The 21,545-nt window shown below is 64.5% G+C and carries 14 protein-coding genes and 1 pseudogene; 7 read left to right on the top strand and 8 right to left on the bottom strand.

Annotation, left to right across the window (positions count from 1 at the left end; translation table 11 throughout):
- Window positions 1–14: 14 nt before the first annotated feature.
- Complete coding sequence (locus tag YY7_RS0109210; RefSeq protein ID WP_028162981.1) at window positions 15–1,013, top strand: SPFH domain-containing protein; 999 nt, start codon at window positions 15–17, stop codon at window positions 1,011–1,013.
- Between the two features lie 47 nt (window positions 1,014–1,060).
- Entirely contained in the window at window positions 1,061–1,507 is a 447-nt protein-coding gene (locus YY7_RS0109205; protein ID WP_028162980.1) for an NfeD family protein, read from the top strand.
- Window positions 1,508–2,632: 1,125 nt separating this feature from the next.
- On the opposite strand, the gene YY7_RS0109200 is transcribed toward YY7_RS0109205, so the two are convergent.
- Complete coding sequence (locus YY7_RS0109200; RefSeq protein WP_028162979.1) at window positions 2,633–3,646, bottom strand: KpsF/GutQ family sugar-phosphate isomerase; 1,014 nt, start codon at window positions 3,644–3,646, stop codon at window positions 2,633–2,635.
- 206 nt (window positions 3,647–3,852) lie between these two features.
- On the opposite strand from YY7_RS0109200, the gene YY7_RS0109195 reads away from it, so the two are divergent.
- Window positions 3,853–5,574 carry an outer membrane beta-barrel protein gene (locus YY7_RS0109195; protein ID WP_035689639.1) on the top strand — a complete coding sequence of 574 codons (1,722 nt, stop codon included), beginning with the start codon at window positions 3,853–3,855 and terminating at the stop codon, window positions 5,572–5,574.
- A 154-nt stretch (window positions 5,575–5,728) separates the two neighbouring features.
- Here YY7_RS0109195 and YY7_RS0109190 read toward each other — a convergent pair whose 3' ends face one another.
- Window positions 5,729–7,186 carry a glutamate synthase subunit beta gene (locus tag YY7_RS0109190; RefSeq protein ID WP_028162977.1) on the bottom strand — a complete coding sequence of 486 codons (1,458 nt, stop codon included), beginning with the start codon at window positions 7,184–7,186 and terminating at the stop codon, window positions 5,729–5,731.
- Between the two features lie 183 nt (window positions 7,187–7,369).
- Window positions 7,370–12,103 (bottom strand): glutamate synthase large subunit, encoded by a 4,734-nt coding sequence (gltB, locus tag YY7_RS0109185; RefSeq protein ID WP_028162976.1) that lies wholly within the window; start codon window positions 12,101–12,103, stop codon window positions 7,370–7,372.
- A gap of 456 nt (window positions 12,104–12,559) precedes the next feature.
- On the opposite strand from gltB, the gene YY7_RS0109180 reads away from it, so the two are divergent.
- Window positions 12,560–13,270, top strand: a complete 711-nt coding sequence (locus YY7_RS0109180; protein ID WP_028162975.1) for a hypothetical protein — start codon at window positions 12,560–12,562, stop codon at window positions 13,268–13,270.
- A gap of 195 nt (window positions 13,271–13,465) precedes the next feature.
- On the opposite strand, the gene YY7_RS0109175 is transcribed toward YY7_RS0109180, so the two are convergent.
- Window positions 13,466–13,936 (bottom strand): Hsp20 family protein, encoded by a 471-nt coding sequence (locus YY7_RS0109175; protein WP_028162974.1) that lies wholly within the window; start codon window positions 13,934–13,936, stop codon window positions 13,466–13,468.
- Between the two features lie 218 nt (window positions 13,937–14,154).
- Here YY7_RS0109175 and YY7_RS0109170 point away from each other — a divergent pair, with 218 nt between their 5' ends.
- On the top strand, window positions 14,155–15,102 hold the full coding sequence (locus tag YY7_RS0109170) for an alpha/beta fold hydrolase (protein ID WP_028162973.1): 948 nt from the start codon (window positions 14,155–14,157) through the stop codon (window positions 15,100–15,102).
- A gap of 17 nt (window positions 15,103–15,119) precedes the next feature.
- Here YY7_RS0109170 and YY7_RS0109165 read toward each other — a convergent pair whose 3' ends face one another.
- Together YY7_RS0109165 and YY7_RS0109160 are read right to left on the bottom strand one after the other, a co-directional pair.
- Window positions 15,120–15,860 carry a di-heme-cytochrome C peroxidase gene (locus YY7_RS0109165; protein WP_028162972.1) on the bottom strand — a complete coding sequence of 247 codons (741 nt, stop codon included), beginning with the start codon at window positions 15,858–15,860 and terminating at the stop codon, window positions 15,120–15,122.
- Window positions 15,861–16,108: 248 nt separating this feature from the next.
- Window positions 16,109–17,902, bottom strand: a complete 1,794-nt coding sequence (locus YY7_RS0109160) for an adenylate/guanylate cyclase domain-containing protein (RefSeq protein ID WP_028162971.1) — start codon at window positions 17,900–17,902, stop codon at window positions 16,109–16,111.
- Window positions 17,903–18,140: 238 nt separating this feature from the next.
- Between YY7_RS0109160 and YY7_RS0109155 the strand changes: the two genes are divergently transcribed.
- Window positions 18,141–18,776, top strand: a complete 636-nt coding sequence (locus YY7_RS0109155) for a LysE family translocator (protein WP_028162970.1) — start codon at window positions 18,141–18,143, stop codon at window positions 18,774–18,776.
- A gap of 15 nt (window positions 18,777–18,791) precedes the next feature.
- Here YY7_RS0109155 and YY7_RS0109150 read toward each other — a convergent pair whose 3' ends face one another.
- Complete coding sequence (locus YY7_RS0109150; RefSeq protein WP_028162969.1) at window positions 18,792–19,544, bottom strand: sulfite exporter TauE/SafE family protein; 753 nt, start codon at window positions 19,542–19,544, stop codon at window positions 18,792–18,794.
- Window positions 19,545–19,633: 89 nt separating this feature from the next.
- On the opposite strand from YY7_RS0109150, the pseudogene YY7_RS51145 reads away from it, so the two are divergent.
- Window positions 19,634–20,523, top strand: a pseudogene (locus YY7_RS51145) (LysR substrate-binding domain-containing protein).
- 12 nt (window positions 20,524–20,535) lie between these two features.
- Here YY7_RS51145 and hisN read toward each other — a convergent pair.
- Window positions 20,536–21,315 carry a histidinol-phosphatase gene (gene hisN / locus YY7_RS0109140; RefSeq protein ID WP_028162968.1) on the bottom strand — a complete coding sequence of 260 codons (780 nt, stop codon included), beginning with the start codon at window positions 21,313–21,315 and terminating at the stop codon, window positions 20,536–20,538.
- Window positions 21,316–21,545 lie beyond the last annotated feature (230 nt).

The raw sequence follows: 21,545 nt of genomic DNA, 5'->3' as shown, positions 1-21,545 counted from the left end.
TCTTGGAGGACTTTATGAGTGGTTTCGACATTTTCGCCATCGCCCTTGTTCTGCTCGTCATCGTCACGCTGTTCGCCGGGGTCAAGACCGTTCCGCAGGGCTATGGCTGGACCATCGAGCGCTTCGGCAAATACACCCGCACGTTGCTCCCCGGCCTCAATCTCATCGTGCCCTATTTCGACCGCATCGGGCGCAAGATGAATATGATGGAGCAGGTGATCGACATCCCCGAGCAGGAGGTGATCACCAAGGACAATGCCACCGTCACCGTTGACGGCGTTGCCTTCTTCCAGGTGTTCGACGCCGCGAAGGCGAGCTACGAAGTCGCCAATTTGCACCAGGCGATCACGGTGCTGACCATGACCAACATCCGCTCGGTGATGGGTTCGATGGACCTCGACCAGGTGCTGTCGCATCGCGATGAGATCAACGAGCGGCTGCTCCGCGTCGTCGACGCCGCGGTCTCGCCCTGGGGCGTCAAGGTCAATCGCATCGAGATCAAGGACATCGTGCCGCCGGCGGATCTCGTGGAGGCGATGGGCCGGCAGATGAAGGCCGAGCGCGTCAAGCGCGCCGACATCCTGCAGGCGGAAGGCCAGCGGCAATCGGAGATTTTGCGCGCCGAGGGTGCCAAGCAGGGACAAATCCTGCAGGCCGAAGGCCGCCGCGAAGCCGCCTTCCGCGACGCCGAAGCGCGCGAGCGACTGGCGGAGGCTGAGGCGAAGGCAACGCAGATGGTGTCCGAAGCGATCGCGAGGGGCGACGTCGCCGCACTGAACTACTTCATCGCCGACAAGTACATCAAGGCGTTCGGGCAGTTGGCGGAAGCGCCGAACCAGAAGATCGTGATGCTGCCGATCGAGGCATCGAGCGTGCTCGGCTCGCTTGCCGGCATCGGCGAGATCGCGCGCGCCACCTTCGGCGAAAGCACAGCTTCAGCAGCCGCCGCCGCGCGCCGCTCCTCGGTGCCGCCGGCCGGCCCGACGCCGCCGCCAATCGCGCCGGAGCGGTGAGGGCGCGGGCGTGCTAGCATTGCGTCTGCGGAATTAGAGGTCGTGTCATGACCGAGATGTTTTCGACACTGGGTAACTGGAACTGGCTGATCTTCGGCTTCATCCTGATGGCGCTGGAATTGGCGGCGCCCGGCGTGTTCCTGTTCTGGCTCGGGCTATCAGCACTCATGGTCGGACTGGTGTCGTTCGTCATCAATCCGCTTTGGCAGACGCAGTTCCTGATGTTCGCCGCGTTCGCGGTCGCTGCCGTGCCGGCATGGCGGCACTTCGCCAAGAGCGGGACCTCGGCGAGAGCGAGCAGCCCATTCCTCAACCGGCGCACCGAAGCCCTGATCGGCCGCGAGTTCACGCTGGAGAAGCCGATCATCGACGGCTCAGGCACGGTACGGATCGATGACACGATCTGGCGCGTCGCCGGCCCCGACGCCCCAGCCGGCAGCCGCGTCAAGGTTGTCAGCGCCGACGGCGCCAGTTTGACGGTGGCGGCGGCGTAGTGATGCAGGGCGGATTGGCTTTTCCCCCCGCGTCCTCCCGCGCGAACAGCGTAATCCGTCATTCCCTCGCCGCAAAATCCCACCGTCATTCCGGGGCGCGCGAAGCGCGAGCCCGGAATCCATTCGTCCACTTGCGCAAGCGGAAAAATGGATTCTCCGATGTGCAATTGCACATCATAGCTCGATGCTATCGCATCGCCCCGGCATGACAGCCGCCGTCATTGCGAGCCAGCGGGTCGCGCGAACGCGCGCCCCGCTGGCTCGCAATGACGACGTGGATGCTTTGGGTGCGACAAATCAACTCGACGGGCAAATCAGCCCAAAGTCTGTCCATCCCCTGCGCGAAAAATATTCCGCTTTCGCCGTCGGGCAAATCAGTGATTTAACTCCGCGCGTCTCACCCGAGAGAGGGGCGGCTCGCGATCGTCACGAACGTTGCGGTGAGATGCGGTGGACGCGATGGGTGTGACTGACGAGCACACGTATCACGGACGGCGAAGTCGTGTGGTCCTGGCGCCCCGACGCTGGCGCTAAGTCCTGGGGGATGGAAACATCCCTAAGGGCGACGGTGGCAAGAAAGCCCGGTCACCGAGGAGAGCACGAAGTAAGCCGTAAAACCATCGCGCAGGGAAAGCCGGAATGCTTCGGTTGAACCTGTGGTCCTACCCCCGTGCTTTTTGTTGCACGGGACCCACGGGTGCAACCAGCACCCGGCTTTCCCTGCGCCCTCTGATATCGAGGAGGGTGGAAAGTGACGCAAAGCTCGGGCAGTTCATGCCGCGAGAACGCGAACTCACATCCCCTCCGCTGTTTGACATTTGGATCAGAACTCGCGGCGACGCCGTAGGGTGGGCAAAGCGAAGCGTGCCCACCACCGCGAGCACGGCGTTGGATGGTGGGCACGCTTCGCTTTGCCCACCCTACAACCTCAAGCGCAACCACCCGCTTGCACTACAACAACTGCCTGTGGTTATGGCTCCCTGCTTTCGCAGGGACGACAGCGGTGCGCGGTTCGACGGAATCGTAGGATGGGTAGAGCGCAGCGAAACCCATCATTGGCGCCGCTTGCTTCGTCGCGATGGGTTTCGCTGCGCTCTACCCATCCTACGATCTTCCAGTGCCAGCCTACGCCACGCCCGCGCGCAGGAAGTCGTGGAAATGCACGATGCCGACCGGCTTGCCGGCGTCGACGACGATCAGCGCGGTGACCTTCGACGAATTCAACAATTCCAGCGCCTCGCCGGCCAGCGTGTCGCGGCCGATGGTTTTCGGATTCTTGGTCATGACGTCGTCGACGACGGCGGTCATCAAGTCGGAGCGCATATGGCGGCGGAGGTCGCCGTCGGTGACGATGCCGACGAGATGGCTGCGGCGGTCGACGATGCCGACACAGCCAAAACCCTTCGAGGTCATCTCGACCAGCGCGTCCGACATCCTGGTGCCGAGCGGCTTCAGCGGCACGGCCTCGCCGGCATGCATGAGGTCGCGGGTATATTTCAGCATCGCCCCGAGCTTGCCGCCGGGATGCAGCACGCTGAAATCGGTTGAGGTGAAGCCGCGGCCTTCCAGCAGCGCAATCGCCAGCGCATCGCCGAGCGCGAGCATCATCAGCGAGGAGGTGGTCGGCGCCAGATTATGCGGGCAGGCCTCGCGCGCCTTCGGCAGCGTCAGCGCGATATCGGCGGCCTTGCTCAGGCTCGAGCCCTTTTCCGCTGTTATCGCGATCACGGGAATGCCGAAGCGCGCGGCGTAAGAGATCAGGTTCTTCATCTCCGGCTGCTCGCCGGACCATGACAGCGCCAGGATGACGTCGTCGGCGGTGATCATGCCGAGATCGCCATGGCTCGCTTCGGCGGCATGGACGAAGAACGCCGGCGTGCCGGTGGAGGCAAAGGTCGCCGCGACCTTGCGGCCGATGTGACCTGATTTGCCGAGCCCGGTGACGATCAGCCGTCCCTTGGCGTTGCGGATCATCTCCGCCGCCGCGGCAAAGGGCGCCCCGAGGTCGGAGCGGAGCGCGGCGTCGATCGCGGCGACACCGCTGGCTTCCGCCTCCAGCGTCCGCAGCGCCGATTGTACGGCGGCGTCAGCGGGCTCGGTGTCCGACGATTTCGGCATCAGCGGCTTGGGCTTGGCCATATCTCTTTACCAGAAGGTCTGTTTCCAGGGGGGAGGGGCGGTGCGCCCAGAGCCGTCTCCCTTAGCACGGCCGGCGGCGGCAGGCGACGCGGCCAGCCGCTCTCAACGAGCCATTAACCATAATTGTTTTAACTCCATTAAGGACGTTCTCGGCCCCGTTCCGCGTTTGCCGTGTAAGTCAAGGAATTTGTTGAGGTATTTCTATCGTGGGACGAGGGCGAGCAAGGGGCCGGGCTGGGCGCGCGCGCTATTTGCGCGCGCCTGTCGTGTGCCTTGCCGCGCTCGCGGTGAGCGGCCCCTTCGCGCAGGCCCAGACGGTCACGCCCGATTTGTTCAGCCCGTCGCGCACGACCCAGGTGGCGCCGCCTGATTCGCCCCTGCGCAGGACCGCGGCAGAGCTGGCCGATCCGCTCAACGATCCACGATTGCGTGACCGGGATCGCGATGGCCGCGCGCCGTCACGTATTGGCCAGGTCCCGTCTTACGGCCTGCCGGCTGCGAACGGCGCCTCGACGTCAGGCTATGACTCGCTCAACCGCAAACGCCAGCAGCCGAAATATTATCCGGCGCAGGCGAGGCCGAAACGGCCCCCCGGCCCCGGCACGCCGCCGCCCGCGCCACCGCCGAGGACTCTGGCCGGACAATTGCGCCTATCGATCCCGCCGTCGGAGACCGCCAACAAGCCGCCGGTGCCGCCGGCAATGGCCGGCAGTGTGGTGGGCCAGCCGCCGCGCAAGCGGCTTAAGGTCGACGATGATCCATTCGGCGCGGTCGGCGATTATGCCGGCAGCTTCCTGATCAAGTCCGCGGTTGAACTCAGCGCCGGCTATGAAACCAATCCTGGCCGGCTGTCGGTGCCACAGGGCTCGCCGACCTACGTGATCGCCCCGGAATTCCTGGCGGTGTCCAACTGGGAGCGCCACGCGCTGGTCGCGGACCTGCGCGGCTCCTTCACCGGCTACACCCAAAACCTGACGCCGAACGCCGATGGCACAGCGCTCTCCGCGCCGCTCGATATCGATCGCCCCAACTTCATCGGCCATATCGATGGGCGGCTCGACGTCACCCGTGACACAAGGCTGATGGGGCAGGCGCGGCTGCTCGTCTCCACCGACATCCCCGGCAGTCCGAACGTGCCGGCGGGTCTCGCCAGGTACCCGATCTACACCACGGTCGGCGGCACCTTCGGCGTCGACCAGAATTTCAATCGCCTGCAGGTCTCCGCAGGAGCCACCGTCGACCGCACCGATTACCAATGGTCCAGGCTCACCGACGGCTCGTTGGACTCGAACGATGACCGCAACTTCAGCCAGTACGGCGGCGTCGCGCGCGTCAGCTACGAAGTGAACCCTGCGGTCAAGCCGTTCGTGGAAATCCAGGGCGACAGCCGCGTCCATGATCTGCGGCTCGACCGCTCGGGCTTCGCGCGGGATTCCGTGGGCGGCTATGCGAAGGCCGGCTCGTCCTTCGAGTTCTCGCGGCTGTTGTTCGGCGAAGTCTCGATCGGCTACGCCGCCCGCAACTATCAGGATCCGCGGCTGAACCGGCTGGATGGCCTGCTCACCACGGCATCGCTGACCTGGACCGCGACGCCGCTGACGACGGCCAAATTCTATTCCGACACCCAGCTCGCCGAGACCACGCTGCCCGGCACATCAGGCGTGCTGGCGCGCACCTACACCGTCGAGGTCGATCACGACTTCCGCCGCTGGCTGACCGCGATCGGCAGGTTCACCTACGGCACGCTCGACTACCAGGGCGACAACCGCCTGGACAAGATCTACTCGCTGTCAGGCGACCTCATCTACAAGATGACCCGCAGCCTCTGGATCAAGGGCACCGTCCGTCACGACGTCCTCGACTCCAACGTGCCGGGATCGAGCTCCCAGTCGACGGTCATGCTGCTGGGCGTCAGGGTGCAGAATTGAGGGAAAAAGCGGGTGCCTCATTCTCCGTCATGCCCCGCGCAGGCGGGGCATCCAGTACGCGGAAGCTTCTCGGCTTATGCTCCGACGCTGATGGAATACTGGGTCACCCGCCTTCGCGGGTGACGACAGTTGAGAGTGGTGCCGGCGCGGCGCACTACCGCGGTAGATCCGTCTTGCCCATCAGGAACGTGTCGATCGCGCGGGCGCAGAGGCGGCCTTCGCGGATGGCCCAGACCACCAGCGACTGGCCGCGGCGCATGTCGCCGGCGGAGAAGACGTTGGGCAATGAGGTCTGGTAGTCGCTCGTGTTGGCGCGGACGTTGCCGCGCTGGTCGAGGTCGACCGCGAGCTGCTTGAGCAGGCCGTCGTGCACGGGATGCACGAAGCCCATCGCCAGCAGCACGAGCTCGGCGTCGAGTACGAACTCGGTGCCGGGCAGGGGCTTGAACTTGTCGTCGACCTTGATGCAGTGCAGCTTCTTTACCTTGCCGCCAGTGCCCTCGAACTTCTGGGTCAGCACGGCGTATTCCCGGATCGCGCCTTCGGCCTGGCTCGACGAGATCCGCATCTTCAACGGCCAGTTCGGCCAGGTCACGCCCTTGTTCTCGCGCTCCGGCGGCGCCGCCATGATCTCGAGCTGGGTCACGGACTTGGCGCCCTGGCGCAGCGAGGTGCCGATGCAGTCGGAGCCGGTGTCGCCGCCGCCGATCACCACCACATGCTTGTCCTTGGCCAGGATGTCGGTCGCGCCGTTGAGCGGCTCGCCGGAGACGCGGCGGTTCTGCTGCGGCAGGAAGTCCATCGCGAAATGGATGCCGTCGAGATCGCGGCCGGGGATGGGGAGGTCGCGCGGGGCTTCCGCGCCGCCGGTCAGCGCGATCGCGTCGTACTGGCTCTGCAGATCGCTTGGATCGATCGCGCCGGGTGCATCGCCTCCGACTTGGGCGCCGTAATGGAAGGTGACGCCTTCGGCCTCCATTTGCGTGACGCGGCGATCGATAATGCCCTTCTCCATCTTGAAGTCGGGAATGCCGTAGCGAAGGAGGCCGCCCGCCTTGGCATACTTCTCATAGACATGCACGTCGTGCCCGGCGCGCGCGAGCTGCTGCGCGCAGGCCATGCCCGCCGGCCCCGCGCCGATCACCGCGACCTTCTTGCCCGTCTTCTCGGCCGGGACTTCCGGCTTCAGCCAGCCATTGTCCCAGGCGCGGTCGACGATCGCGCATTCGATGGTCTTGATGGTGACGGGGTTGTCGTCGATGTTGAGCGTGCAGGACGCCTCGCACGGCGCCGGACAGATGCGGCCGGTGAATTCGGGGAAGTTGTTGGTCGAATGCAGGTTGCGCGAGGCTTCTTCCCAATTGCCCTGATAGACGAGGTCGTTCCAGTCGGGGATCTGGTTGTTGACCGGGCAGCCGGGTGTGCCCGGCGCGACCGAGCCGGTGCCGTGGCAGTAGGGAATGCCGCAGTTCATGCAGCGCGCGGCCTGATCGCGGAGGTCCTTCTCGCTGAGCGGAATGACGAACTCGTGGAAATGCTTCAGCCGCTCGGTGACCGGCGTGTACTTGCGGTCGTGCCGCTCGATCTCGAGGAAACCTGTGATCTTTCCCATTAAGCCTGAGGCCCCTGCACCTGGTTCGTCTTGTTTCGTCATCCGGGCTCGCGTCACGCGCCCCGTTAGACCCTCATCCTGAGGACCGGCGCTCGCGCCGCGTCTCGAAGGATGAAGGCCGGTATCCTGGCCTCATGGTTCGAAGACGGCGCTTTGCGCCTCCTCACCATGAGGGTCTTGTGACTACGCTCCGATCGCGATTTTCGGCTCCGCGTCGGCGTTCGCCTTCATTTCCTTCAGTGCGCGACGGTACTCGACCGGCATCACCTTGCGGAATTTCGGCAGCCACGCCTTCCAGTCCGCCAGGATCTCGGCGGCTTTCTTCGAGCCGGTCAGCTTGGCGTGCCGCGTGACCAGCACATGGAGCCGTTCGACATCGGAATCAAGCAGGTTCTGGAACACGTCGACCCGGCCATGCGCCTCGAGATCGCCGGCATGGTGATAGGTGGCGGCGTTGATCATCTCTTCCGACAGCACCGGTTCCAGCTCGACCATCGAGAGGTTGCACAGTTTCGGGAAGTCGCCGGCTTCGTCCAGGACATAGGCGATACCGCCGGACATGCCCGCCGCGAAGTTCCGGCCGGTCTTGCCGAGCACGACGACGATGCCGCCGGTCATGTATTCGCAGCAATGATCGCCGGCGCCCTCGACGACCGCGACCGCGCCGGAATTGCGCACGGCGAAGCGTTCGCCGGCGATGCCGCGGAAGTAGCATTCGCCCTCGACCGCGCCGTACATCACTGTGTTGCCGACGATGATCGACTCCTCCGGCACGATGCCGGAATTCTTCGGCGGCTTGACGATGAGGCGTCCACCAGAAAGGCCCTTGCCGACATAGTCGTTGCCTTCACCTTCGAGCTCGAAGGTGACGCCCTTGGCAAGCCACGCGCCGAATGCCTGGCCCGCGGTACCCTTGAGGCTGACATGGATGGTATCGAGCGGCAGGCCTTCATGGCCGTAGATCTTCGCCACCTGGCCCGACAGCATCGCGCCGGCAGAGCGGTCGGTGTTGTTGATCTCCTCTTCGATTCTGACCGGCGCGCCACGGTCGAGCGCGGCGCGGGCCTTCTCGATCAGGCGACGGTCGAGCACGGCTTCAAGATGATGGTTCTGGGCCTCCGAATGGTAGATCTTCTGGCCCTTCTCCTCCTTCTGCCGCACGAACAGGCGCGAGAAATCGAGGCCCTTGGCTTTCCAATGCGCGACCAGCGAGGTCTGGTCGAGCATCTGGGTCTGGCCGACCATCTCGTCGAACGTCCGGTAGCCGAGCGTCGCCATGATCTCGCGCACTTCCTCGGCGACGAAGAAGAAGTAGTTGATCACGTGCTCGGGCTGGCCGGTGAATCGCTTGCGCAGGACCGGGTCCTGGGTAGCGACGCCGACCGGGCAGGTGTTGAGATGGCACTTGCGCATCATGATGCAGCCGGCCGCGATCAAGGGCGCCGTGGCGAAGCCGAACTCGTCGGCCCCGAGCAGCGCGCCGATCACGACATCACGCCCGGTGCGGAAGCCGCCGTCGACCTGCACCGAGATGCGGCTGCGCAGCCGCTCGCGCACCAGCGTCTGGTGAGTTTCGGCGAGCCCGATCTCCCACGGGCTGCCGGCATGCTTGATCGAGGTGAGGGGCGAGGCACCGGTGCCGCCCTCGAAGCCCGCGATCGTCACATGGTCGGCACGCGCCTTCGCGACACCGGCGGCAACCGTGCCGACGCCGATCTCGGAGACGAGCTTGACCGACACGTCGCCGTCCGGATTGACGTTCTTCAGGTCGTAGATCAGCTGCGCCAGGTCCTCGATCGAATAGATGTCGTGGTGCGGCGGCGGCGAGATCAGGCCGACGCCGGGCGTCGAATGGCGGACGCGGGCGATCGTCGCGTCGACCTTGTGGCCGGGCAACTGGCCGCCTTCGCCGGGCTTGGCGCCCTGTGCCATCTTGATCTGCATCATGTCGGAATTGACGAGATATTCCGTCGTCACGCCGAAGCGGCCCGAGGCGACCTGCTTGATCGCCGAGCGCATGCTGTCGCCGTTCGGCAGCGGCTTGAAGCGATCGGATTCCTCGCCGCCTTCGCCGGTGTTGGACTTGCCGCCGATCCGGTTCATCGCGATCGCGAGCGTGGTGTGCGCCTCGCGCGAGATCGAGCCGAACGACATCGCGCCCGTGGAGAAGCGCTTGACGATCTCCTTGGCCGGCTCGACCTCCTCGAGCTTCACCGGCTTGCGCTTCTCTTCCGCCGCAGTCTTGATGCGGAACAGGCCGCGCAGCGTGAGCAGCCGCTCCTGCTGCTCGTTCAGGATCTTGGCAAATGCGCGATAACGCTCGAGCGAGTTGCCGCGCACGGCGTGCTGCAGCGTCGAGACCGACTCGGCGGTCCAGGCGTGATCCTCGCCGCGGGTGCGGTAAGCGTACTCGCCGCCGACATCGAGCGCGGTCTTGTAGACCTGGGCGTCGCCGAACGCATCGGCATGCCGACGCGCGGTTTCCTCGGCGATCTCACCCAGCCCCACGCCTTCGATGCGGGTGTGGGTGCCGGCAAAATACTTGCCGACGAAATCGGCCTTCAGTCCGACGGCGTCGAAGATCTGCGCGCCGCAATAGGACTGGTAGGTCGAGATGCCCATCTTGGACATCACCTTGAGCAAGCCCTTGCCGATCGACTTGATGTAGCGCTTGACGATCTCCTTGTCGTCGAGCCCGCCCGGCAGGCGGTCCTTCATCGCGATGATGGTCTCGAATGCGAGATAGGGATTGATCGCCTCCGCGCCGTAGCCGGCGAGACAGGCGAAATGGTGCACTTCGCGCGGCTCGCCGGATTCGACCACGAGGCCGACCGACGTACGCAAGCCGGTGCGGATCAAATGATGATGCACGGCGGCGCAGGCGAGCAGCGCGGGGATCGGGATGCGGTCGGTGCCCGTCATGCGGTCGGACAGGATGATGATGTTGATGCCTTCGCGCACCGCGCCCTCGGCGCGCGCGCAGAGCTCATCCAGCACCTGCTCCATGCCGGCAGCGCCGAAGCCGGCGTGGAAGGTGGTGTCCAGCGTGCGCGACTTGAAATGCGTCTCGGCGACATCGGAGATCGAGCGGATCTTCTCCAGATCCGCGTCGGTCAGGATCGGCTGGCGCACTTCGAGGCGCTTGGTCGAGGCGAGCCCCTGCAGGTCGAACAGGTTCGGCCGCGGCCCGATGATCGAGACGAGGCTCATCACCAGCTCCTCGCGGATCGGGTCGATCGGCGGGTTCGTCACCTGCGCGAAGTTCTGCTTGAAATAGGTGAACAGCGGCTTCGGCTTATCCGACAGCGCCGAGATCGGCGTGTCGTTGCCCATCGAGCCCGCGGCTTCTTCGCCGGTTGCCGCCATCGGCGTCATCAGGATGTTGATGTCTTCCTGCGAATAGCCGAATGCCTGCTGGCGGTCGAGCAGCGGCAGGTTCGAACGCACGCTCTTGGTCGGCGCATCCGGCAACTCTTCGAGCTGCATCTGGGTGCGGGCCAGCCAGTCGCGATAGGGATGGCTCTTGGCCAGATCGGCCTTGATCTCGTCGTCGGGAATGAGGCGGCCCTGCTCGAGATCGACGAGCAGCATCTTGCCCGGCTGCAGCCGCCACTTGGTGACGATCTGGTCCTCCGGGATCTTCAGCACGCCCATTTCGGACGCCATCACGATGCGGTCGTCTTTTGTCACCAGATAGCGCGCCGGGCGGAGCCCGTTACGATCCAAGGTCGCGCCGATCTTGCGGCCGTCGGTGAAGGCGATCGCGGCCGGGCCGTCCCACGGCTCCATCATCGCGGCGTGATATTCGTAGAAGGCGCGGCGCTCTTCATCCATCAAGGGATTGCCGGCCCACGCTTCCGGAATCATCATCATCACCGCGTGCGGCAGCGAGTAGCCGCCCTGCACCAGGAATTCGAGCGCGTTGTCGAAGCAGGCGGTGTCGCTCTGGCCTTCATAGGAAATCGGCCAGAGCCGGCTGATGTCCTTGCCGTAGAGCTCCGAATGCACGGAAGCTTGCCGCGCCGCCATCCAGTTGACGTTGCCGCGCAGCGTGTTGATCTCGCCGTTATGGGCGATCATGCGATAGGGATGCGCCAGCGACCAGGCCGGGAAGGTGTTGGTCGAGAAGCGCTGGTGCACCAGCGCCAGCGCGCTCGCGAAATCGTCCTCGTGCAGGTCGGGATAATACTTGCCGAGCTGATCGGCCAGGAACATGCCCTTGTAGATCACGGTGCGGCACGAGAACGAGACCGGGTAGTAGCCGGCCATGCCGCGATCGCGGCGCTGATAGATCGCCTGCGAGATCGACTTGCGCAGGATGTAGAGCCGGCGCTCGAACTCGTCCTCGGTCTTGCCGACGCCGTTGCGGCCGATGAATACCTGCAGGTGATAGGGCTCGGTCGGCTTCACGGTGACGCCGAGGGAGGAGTTGTCGGTCGGCACGTCGCGCCAGCCGAGCAGCTTGAAGCCCTCGTTCTTGATCTCGTCGGCGATGATGCTCTTGATGACGTTGCGCCAGGCGGCGTCGCGCGGCAGGAACAGCGCGCCGATTGCATAGTCGCCCGGCTGCGGCAGCTTGAAGCCAAGCTCGGCCGCCTTGCGCGCGAAGAAAGCGTGCGGGATCTGCACCAGGATGCCGGCGCCGTCACCGGCGCGCGGATCGGCGCCGACCGCGCCGCGGTGCTCGAGGTTGCAAAGAATGTTCAGCGCGTCGGAGACGATCTGGTGCGAGGGCTTGCCCTTGATGTTGGCGATGAAGCCGACGCCGCAGGCATCCTTCTCCAGGCTCGGGTCGTACATGCCTTCGGCTTTGGGACGCCAATCGTGTTCGCGCGCCGGTTCGTCCGCTTTCGAGGCTGCGGCCGCCGACAACGTCTCTGTCACGATGGTTTCGCGCTCGAATTCCGACCCGCTCATGTTTCCTCTCAAATAAGGCTAAAGGGCCTCACGGTCGTTGGCGCACCTTGGGCGTTGCGGCACCCACCGGGGCCACCGCTCGTCCTCCGCGAGCCGCAATGTCTTAAATCAGGCGAGGAGCGTTCAACGTCCCTGAGGAACGGCCTTGCCCGCAGCATTCTCGGAGCCCGAAGGGCCGAGTTTCCGTTGCAATCCCTATGCCGGGAATTGCTCCGCGATTAAGACAGCTATACTGTCCTAACTCCGACCTTGCCAAATTTTTTTCTATCACACAAGCGCATGAGAGTCCTCGTCCGCATGTAGTTTTGCGCGGTGCGCGACGGGAGGGCCGCCCCCGATTTGAAGCAAACGCGCCGTGATCCGGCCCAAGGACCGCCGGAATTGCCGCTGAAGTTTCCCGCGGGCGCCAGAGGGCAAAAATGCTCCACGCCCAGCGTCTTACAGGAGCTACCGGTGATGAAGCTGTTTACGGGATGGGTCTTGTCTGCGGGCCTCGTTCTGGCGGCCCCGACCGCCAATGCGCAGTTGCTGGCGCCCAATCACGTCGAAAATCCGCTGGTCGTGACCGTGTCCGACTTCGACGGCCCCTATGCGGCGATGCCGCCGGAGGTGCCGGCGCCGCGCTATGGGCCAGCCTACGAACCCGGGCTGCTGCCGCCGATCGAAGTCTACGCCGTGCTGCGCGAAAACGGGTTCCTGCCGCTCGGCATCCCGCGGCAGCACGGGCTGGTCTACACGATCGCGGTCATCGAGCCCGGCGGCAGCGACGGCAGGCTGGTGATTGACGCGCGCAGCGGGCGTATCGTCCGCTTCATTCCGGATGACGGGATGGATGACGATTACCGAGGCGATCTGAGCGGCGCCTATGGCGCTGCCGGACCGTTGCCGCCGGCAACCCCTGTTCGCAGCAGCGTGCCGCGGCCGCCGGCCCCGATTCCGCATGTGGCGAGCCGGACCGTGCCGAAGCCCAGGCCGAACCCGCTAGCCGCGAAGCGCGCGCCGGAACCGGCCCAGCAATCAGCCGCCGTGCAGCAGAAGCCCGCGGAGACCCAGCAGGCCATTCCGCCGGCTGCCGCCCCGACCGTCGGCCAGGTCAAGCCGGCTGCTGCCGCCGCGCCGATCATTCTGCCGACCCAGGAAATGCCGCAGGTGCAGGGCTTGGAGTAGCAAACGTTCCTGTCATTCCGGGGCGATGCGTGAGCGTCGAACCCGGAATCCATTTCGCCGCCGACACCCGTGGCCAAATGGATTCCGGGCCTGCGCCTGACGGCGCATCCCGGAATGACGGAGGGGAAACAAAAACGCCCCGGTTTCCCGGGGCGTTTTGCGTTCGGCCAATATCTGCCGAAGCTGCTGCCGCGATTAGGCGGCGGCCTTGGAGCCGTCGGCGACCTGCGGTGCGGCGGAGCCGGTCGTGATCGGAATGCTGCGCGGTTTCTTGGCCTCGGGAATCTCGCGAATGAGGTCGACGTGGAGCAGGCCGTTCTCAAGCGAAGCGCTCTTCACCTGTACGAAGTCGGCGAGCTGGAACGCGCGCTCAAAGGCCCGAGAGGCGATGCCGCGATAGAGAACGTTGGTATTGTCCTTGCCATTCTCGTTGGCGGTCTTCTCGCCCTTGATCGTCAGCGTGTTTTCCTTCGCGACGATGGAAAGCTCAGCCTCGGAGAAGCCGGAAACCGCAACGCTGATGCGGTAGGCGTTCTCGCCGGTGCGCTCGATGTTGTAGGGGGGATAGCCGGGGCTGCCGTCCGAAGTCGCCTGATCGAGCAGGTTGAAAAAGCGGTCGAAGCCGACGGTGGAACGATAGAACGGGGTCAGATCGTAGGTACGCATGATAGTCCTCCAATGAGCGACTGATTCGATTGCCCGCCCGCCATCGGGCCGGGCTTTAGTCTGTGTGCAGCCTGATGTTCCGGTTCCGAAACACTGGTAGCGGCCTGGACGAAGATGATATGGGTGGGGCCATCAGGCGTTCAAGAGGCGGAAATATCGTCGCTTTTTGGCGCTCACGCCCTTGATTCCCGCCGTCTCTCACCTTGCGGTTCCCCTTCATGACGCTCGTCTCCATTCCAGCCAATCCGGTTCCGGAAGACGTCGTCAGCGGCACCATCAAGACGCCTGATCGCGCTGAATTGCGCTTTGCGCGATGGGCGCCGCCGCCGGGCCGCAAGGGGACAGTCTGCGTGTTCACCGGCCGCAGCGAGATGATCGAGAAATATTTCGAGACCGTGCGCGATCTGCGCGACCGCGGCTTTGCGGTGGCGATGATCGATTGGCGCGGGCAGGGCCATTCCTCGCGGCAGTTGCGCGATCCACGCAAAGGCTACGTGCGCAGCTTTGCCGATTACGAGATCGACGTCGAAACCTTCATACAGCAGGTGGTGCTGCCGGATTGTCCGCCGCCCTATTTCGCGCTGGCGCATTCGATGGGCGGGGCCGTGATGCTGCGCATCGCGCATGCCGGCAAACGCTGGTTCGATCGCATGGTGCTGTCGGCACCGATGATCGACCTGCCGGGACGCCGCACCTCATTTATCCCATCCGCGCTGCTGCGGATCATGCGGCTTGCCGGCCAGGGCGGACGCTACGTTCCGGGCGGCAGCGACGATCTGGTCGGGCTTTCGCCCTTCATCAACAATCCGCTTACCAGCGATCCCGTCCGCTTTGCGCGCAACGCGGCGATCCTCGAAGAAGACGCAACGCTCGGGCTCGGCGCGCCGACGGTCGCCTGGGCCGACACCGCCTTCAAGGCGATGCGCACGTTCCGCGAATATTACTATCCCTCGCAGATCCGCCAGCCGATCCTGATGCTGGCGGCGAGCAACGACACCGTGGTCTCGACGCCTGCGATCGAGGAGTTCGCCTATCACTTGCGCGCCGGCTCGCATCTCGTGATCGCCGGCTCGAAGCACGAGATCCTGCAGGAGCAGGACCGCTACCGCGCGCAGTTCTGGGCGGCGTTCGACGCCTTCGTGCCGGGCACGCCGCTGTTCGGGTAGAATATTTCCTCGATCGGCTACAAGGTCTTCAGATATTCGATCAGGGCTTCGCGCTCATTCTTGTCGAGCGCGCGGCCGACGATGCCCTTCGGATACGGTGCGGCTCCCTCGAACGAGTGGCCGCTCACACTGTTGCCGTGGATCTCTTTTCCGTCGCGATCGGTCGCCGAGAACAGCGTCTGGCCATTCCTGCACGACGTCTCGTCGCTCTTCACGTCCAAGCCGACATGCTCCGGGTCGAAATCACGCGCGCCCACGCAGAACTTTTTTGGACGCTCGGCGGCGGGTCGGAGCAGCCATTCGAGCGAGGCGACGGAGCCGTTGTGCAGATAGGGCGCCGTGGCCCAGATGCCGTTCAGCGGCCGCGCGCGATAACGCGGCGCCGGCGAAGGGTTGGGGCAGTTCTTTCTTTCGCCCCAGAGCTTCTTCTGCTGCGCCGACGGGATGTGCCGATCGTCCATCCATTTCCGGCTGACGAGGTCCACCGTCACCATCAAGCCGAGGGCGTAGGACATTTCCGTCGAGGAAGTCGGCTGAAGGTCAGGACATTCCCACCACTTCGTGAGGTCGCGCGCTGGATCGATGCCGAGGAAGCCAGGGACCTGAACGGTTCGCGTGGTCAGTATCCTGGCCTGCGCCGGGTCAGTTCCCATGTCATCCGCCGTCGTCTGGACGGGATCGAGCACCGGGCTCTCGCCGGTACGGTCCCAGCGCGGCGACGACCAGAAGCTCTTGTCCGGAAATTGGGCGTCGAACACGGGTCATTGACCGGACCGAGATGGCATTCGACGCAGATCTCGGCATACAACTCCCGGCCCTTGGCGACGCGGTCGGGCTTGAGCTTCCAGGCCTGATCGTCGAACAACTGCGACGGCCATTTCGGCGCGGTCAAACCACCGAAGCGCGGTGGCGGGGTGTTACACGACTACAGCGTGTGGCGAGGTTTGGCTGAATCCCTCAAAGTGGGTGAGCGACCGGACGGCGCTGCGCTCGGCTGCGCGCTCATTCACGACTCGGCGGCAAACTTCCGGTTTTCGACAAGGGTCAGCCGGGCGAGCGGTACGCCGGCTTTCAGGAGCCCCTCACGATAGTGTTGGATATCGGCCGGCTGCTTCCAATGGAAGTTCTTCAAATGTCGATCGACGGTGAAAGTCGGATAGTTGGACATCAGAACGCCGGTCGCGTCCGCCGCGTCCTTGGTCCGCCCCAGCTGAGCCAGCGCGGCGGCACGGATCGCCAGCGCCGGCATATGGTTCGGATTGATATAGAGCTGCTCGCGTGCCCAGGACAGGGTCGCGTCGTATTGTCCCAGGAGGTAGTGGCTGAACGCGTTCAAGGCTGCCCATTGGTAACGTGGGTCGCTGTTGCCGCGCTGCGCCCCCATCGAAAACAGCTCGATGGCCTGGCGGTGCTCACCGCTCACGAGGTGAACATATCCAAGCACGCCGCGCGCGCCCATGTCGTATGGGTTGAGCGCCACGGCGCGGTTCGCCGCATCCAGAGCCGCCTCGTAGTGTCCCTCCACCGACCGCACATAGGACAGGATCTGAAAGGCGAAGGACGAGCGCGGGTCGAGCCGAACGCTGGCCTCCGCAAGGCTCACGATTGACGTCCACAATTCGCGCGTGCGCTTGAGCCACCCAAACTGGATGCTCTGCACCTGGATCGTGGCGAGATAGGCATGCGCGATCGAAAGCGTCGGATCGAGCGCGATCGCCTCCTTGAACAGCGCAATGGAAGCCTCGTAATCTTCCCTGGTGTGCCGGTAGTAGTAGGAAAGGCCCTTCAGGAATCGATCCCACGCGGTGACATCGTTGGAAAGGCGGGCAGGCGCGGAAGCCTCGGCGCGGAATATTTCGGTGGCGATCGCCGCAGAGAGGCTGGTCGTGATCTCGTCCTGCATCGCGAACAGATCGCCCATGTCGCGGTCATAGCGGCCGGTCCACAGTTGCTCACCGTTCTCGGGCGCGATCAGCTCGGCGGTCACGCGGATCTTGCTCCCTGCGCGCCGCACCGAGCCCTGGATCAGGTAGGTCGCGTCGATCTCGCGGGCGATCAGGCGGGTGCTCACATTCTTGCCCTTGAAGGAGAATGTCGAGTTGCGGCTCAGCACCCGATAGAAGGACTGCAGCGAAAGCGCGTGGATCAGGTCTTCGGTCAATCCGTCGGAAAAATACTCGTCGCTGGAGTCGCTCAAATTGGCGAAGGGAAGCACGCCGACGATCGCGGTCCGCGACTGCCCTGGCAGGCCCGACGAATCCCGCACCTGGCGCCCAGGCGCCTCCGGGCCGCCCGGCTCCCAGGTGAAGACCTCGACGGGGTCCGCGATATTCTTGAAACGATGACTGCCGGTGTTGACCAAGGTGGCTTTGAGGTGCCTGCCGGCTTCGTGATAGGCCTTGGCCGAAGCGGCCAAGCCGCCCGGCGGGGAGACCGTCTCGAGCCGGACGGCGATGTTGACGTCATCGCCGAACAATTCCTCCTCGTCGGCCATCACATCGCCCATGTGAATGCCCATCCGGAACTGCATGACACGGTCGGCGGGAAGCTGGTTATTGCGCTCCGCCATCAGCATCTGCATCTCGATGGCGGCCTCCAGCGCTCCGACGATGCTCGGAAATTCGACCAGGAAGCCGTCGCCGGTGTTCTTCAGAATACGGCCGCCATGATTGAGGATGATCGGATGGATCGCGGTCCGATGGGCTTTGAAGGCGGCATGCGTGCCCGCCTCGTCGGCGCCCATCATCCGCGAGTAGCCGGCGACATCGGCGCAGACTATGGCAGCTAGCCGTCTCTCCATAACCGTATCTATGCTCCGGAATCGGCCAGTGACCGCCGCGTGCGCGGCCGACCGTTCCAACCCTTATAAAACAAGATGTACCTGGCGGAAGCCCGATCCTGAGATCATAGTAATGCAAACGTTCCGGAATTGGCAGCGGACGGCGCCGGAAATGTTAGCTGCATGATTTTTATGTCGTGGAATATGTGGAGCGGCTGTCCTTGTTCGTTGGCCAACGTCCGCGTGAGAGATGATGACGATGCTCGGAATTCACGAACTATGGCTTTTCATCTTGTCGGGGCTGCTGCTTAACGTGACGCCGGGGCCAGACACCGCCTATATCATCGGCAGGAGCATGCAACTCGGATGGCGTGGCGGAGCGGCGGCCGCGCTCGGCATAAGCTGTGGCTGCCTTTTTCATGTCTTCGGCGCGGCGATCGGGCTTTCGGCGCTGCTGATGACGTCCTCACTGGCCTTTACCGCCCTCAAATGGGTCGGCGCAGCCTATCTCCTGTTCACGGGCGTCCAGATGCTGTTGTCACGCCAGCGCGTGATCGCCGATGTCACCCTTCAGGGTGAGGCGCCGACGCTGCGACGGGTGTTCTGGCAGGGCGCGCTCACCAATGCGCTCAATCCGAAGGTGGCGCTGTTCTTCCTCGCCTTCCTGCCGCAGTTCGTGGCGGCTGATTCGCCACACAAGACCGCCGCCTTCCTGCTGCTCGGCGCGATCTTCGTCTTCAACGGCACGCTGTGGTGTTTCGGCGTGGCGGCCTTTGCGGCGCGGGCGGCGATGCGGATCCGCCGCTCCAGCGGCGTGATCGCCTGGATCAACCGCACGCTCGGCGGGCTGTTCGTCTATCTCGGCTTCCGGGTGGCGATGCTGGAGACGCGCTAGAGAAATCCTCGAGGCTTAGCCGTGGATCTTCACCAGCGCGCTGGCTGCGAGGTAGAACCCGAGCAGGCTCATCGCGATCAGGAACCAGCGGCGGAACGCCTCCGGCTGCAGCCGTGACCGCACCGCCTGCCCGACGAACATGCCAACGAAGGACGCCACCATCGCCACCGCCCCGGGCAGCGCGGTCGCGGCGGTCAATACGCCGGCGGCGGTGAGATTGAAGGCGAGGGCGACGGTTGCGGTGGTGAAGAACAGGCCGAGCGCCTGCACCAGCTCGTCCTTCTCCATGCCGATCGCCTGCATGAATGGCATCGACGGAATCACCTGCACGCCTGTCGCCGCCGAGATCACCCCGGTCACGACGCCGACGATGCCGCCGATCCATTTCTCGTCGCGGCGGGCGACCTTCAAGCTGAAGCGGCTGAGGCCCACGACCGCATAGATGATGAGCAGGAGACCAAGAACGACGGTGCCATAGGGCGCATAAGGCCCGGTCAGCAGCCCGCTATTCAGCCAGATGCCGACCACGGTGCCGAGCATCAGCGGCCATAGCCGCTTGAGGATGTCGCGCAGATAAGGGCCGACGAAGGTCTGCCAAATGTTGGTGACGATCGCCGGCACGATCACGATCGAGATCGCCTGCGCGGGCGGCATCGTCACGGCCAGCAGTCCCATGGAAACCGTAGGCAGGCCCAGCCCCAGCGTTCCCTTGACGAAACCGGCAAGCAGGAAGGCGAAGGCGATCAGAATCAGCATCGAGTCGAACATGGGGGCACATTGACCGATCGACGCAAGCGGCACAATCTGGAGATTACGGAGAATGCCTTCGGCTTTGCCGAAGATAGACGGAGCCCGGTATGCGTTTCGACCTGGTTGATCTGCAGCTCTTCATTGCGGTGGCGGAGACGCGCAGCATCACCAATGGCGCTTCCCGCGTTCATCTGGCACTTGCGTCCGCGAGCGAACGGATCAAGGGGCTCGAGGCTGCGCTTGGCGTCTCGCTGCTTAAGCGCGGCCGCCGCGGTGTCGAGTTGACCGCCGCCGGCGAAAGCCTGCTCGATCATGCGCGGATCGTGATCCACAATGTCGAAGCGCTGCGCGGCGATCTTGCCGCCTATGCCAGCGGCGTCAGGGCGAGCGTGCTGCTGCTCGCCAACACGTCGGGCCTGTCGGAGCATCTGCCGCGGGCGCTCGCCGCCTTCCTGCGCGAGCATCCCGACATCAATGTCGACGTCGAGGAGCGCGAGAGCGCCGACATCGCGGCTGCGATCGCGACCGGTGCTGCGGATCTCGGCTTCGCCGCCGAGCATGCGTTGCCCGAAAGCGTCGAGCGCTTCCTGTTCAGCGAGGATCGCCTGACGCTGGTGGCCTCGCGCCGCAGCGATCTCGCAGGCCGCCGCCAGATCGATTTCCAGGACGTGACCGGCTATGACTTCGTCGGGCTGACCGCCTCGACCGCGCTGCAGCCCACATCGCCAAGCATGCGGCCCGGTTAGGGGCCCGTCTGCGGTTCCGGGCGCGCCTGCGCGATTTCGACGCGATCTGCCAGATGGTCGCGGCCGATGTCGGCATCGCCGTGATCCCGGAGACGGCCGCCCGGCGCTGCGCCCGGTCGATGCCGATCACGTCGATCCGGCTGCGCGACTCCTGGGCCGACCGCAAACTCACGATCTGCGCGCGCAGCTTCAAGGCATTGCCGCGCCCGGCGAAGCTGCTTGTCGACTATCTGCGCAAGGCCGCATCGTGACGGGGGGCTTGCTCAACCGTTGAGCAGCTTCATCGCCGCCTCGTGCACCCGCGGGTCGCCCGCGGCGATGATGCGGCCGCCGCTTTGCGCTGGCTTGCCTTCCCAGGTGGTGACGATGCCGCCGGCGCCGGTGACGATCGGAATCAGGCCTGCGATGTCATACGGCTTGAGCTCTGTCTCGACCACGAGATCGAGATGGCCGGCAGCCAGCATGCAGTAGGAGTAGCAGTCGCCGCCATAGCGCGTGAGCCTGGCGGCGCTCTCGATCCGTCCAAAGCATGCCCGGTCGGTGGCGTTCATCAACAGCGGACTCGTGGTGTAGGCCGTCGCCTCCTTCAGCGACGCGCAGCGCCTGACCGAAAGCCGCCGTTCGCCGGACGGGCCGGAGTAATGGGCTGAACCATTGTCGCCGGAGAACCGCTCGCCGATGTAGGGCTGATGCATCATCCCGAACACCGGCGTGCCCTTGTGCAGCAGTGCGATCAGCGTGCCCCAGATCGGGAAGCCGCCGATGAACGACTTGGTGCCGTCGATCGGATCGAGCACCCAGACATATTCGGCGTCCTCGCGCTCATTGCCGAATTCCTCGCCAACGATGCCGTGCTGGGGGAAATTGGCCTTGATCAACCGCCGCATCACCGCTTCTGCTGCGCGGTCGGCTTCGGTCACCGGATCGAAATCGCTAGCGCTCTTGTTGTCGACTGAGAGCGAGGTGCGGAAGAACGGCAGGATGGTTTCGCCGGCGGCGGTCGCGAGGCGGCCGATGAAGGCAGTGAAATCAATGACCGGCACGGCTGTTCCTTAAAGCGAGAAGCGAACTGGCAACTCAGTGCTACTGCCTAGCTCAATCCGGGATAATCCGCACCGACATTGAGGAGGTTTGTCGCCAGCATTTTTGAACGCGAGAGGGGCGCCGCATCCCGCTATGAGTTTTGGTACTAGGTGCAATCACGAAATCGGGAGGCTGCGACTGAAGAGCAGAATTAGCCGTTCATTTCTTGACGAAGATGTTGAAAGAAAAC

The organism is Bradyrhizobium elkanii WSM2783 (assembly GCF_000472865.1).
In the GTDB taxonomy this organism is placed as follows: domain Bacteria; phylum Pseudomonadota; class Alphaproteobacteria; order Rhizobiales; family Xanthobacteraceae; genus Bradyrhizobium; species Bradyrhizobium elkanii_A.
Note: the sequence above shows the minus strand (reverse complement) of the source record. Positions and strands in the feature narration are given on the sequence as shown.

Bases quoted from the DNA above. Each gene is read 5' to 3' on its own strand.
- gltB (WP_028162976.1), bottom strand. From the start codon at position 12,103: ATGAGCGGGTCGGAATTCGAGCGCGAAACCATCGTGACAGAGACGTTG.
- YY7_RS0109190 (WP_028162977.1), bottom strand. From the start codon at position 7,186: ATGGGAAAGATCACAGGTTTCCTCGAGATCGAGCGGCACGACCGCAAG.
- YY7_RS0109180 (WP_028162975.1), top strand. From the start codon at position 12,560: ATGAAGCTGTTTACGGGATGGGTCTTGTCTGCGGGCCTCGTTCTGGCG.
- YY7_RS0109150 (WP_028162969.1), bottom strand. From the start codon at position 19,544: ATGTTCGACTCGATGCTGATTCTGATCGCCTTCGCCTTCCTGCTTGCC.
- YY7_RS0109170 (WP_028162973.1), top strand. From the start codon at position 14,155: ATGACGCTCGTCTCCATTCCAGCCAATCCGGTTCCGGAAGACGTCGTC.
- YY7_RS0109160 (WP_028162971.1), bottom strand. From the start codon at position 17,902: ATGGAGAGACGGCTAGCTGCCATAGTCTGCGCCGATGTCGCCGGCTAC.
- YY7_RS0109200 (WP_028162979.1), bottom strand. From the start codon at position 3,646: ATGGCCAAGCCCAAGCCGCTGATGCCGAAATCGTCGGACACCGAGCCC.
- YY7_RS0109175 (WP_028162974.1), bottom strand. From the start codon at position 13,936: ATGCGTACCTACGATCTGACCCCGTTCTATCGTTCCACCGTCGGCTTC.
- YY7_RS0109155 (WP_028162970.1), top strand. From the start codon at position 18,141: ATGCTCGGAATTCACGAACTATGGCTTTTCATCTTGTCGGGGCTGCTG.
- YY7_RS0109205 (WP_028162980.1), top strand. From the start codon at position 1,061: ATGACCGAGATGTTTTCGACACTGGGTAACTGGAACTGGCTGATCTTC.
- YY7_RS0109210 (WP_028162981.1), top strand. From the start codon at position 15: ATGAGTGGTTTCGACATTTTCGCCATCGCCCTTGTTCTGCTCGTCATC.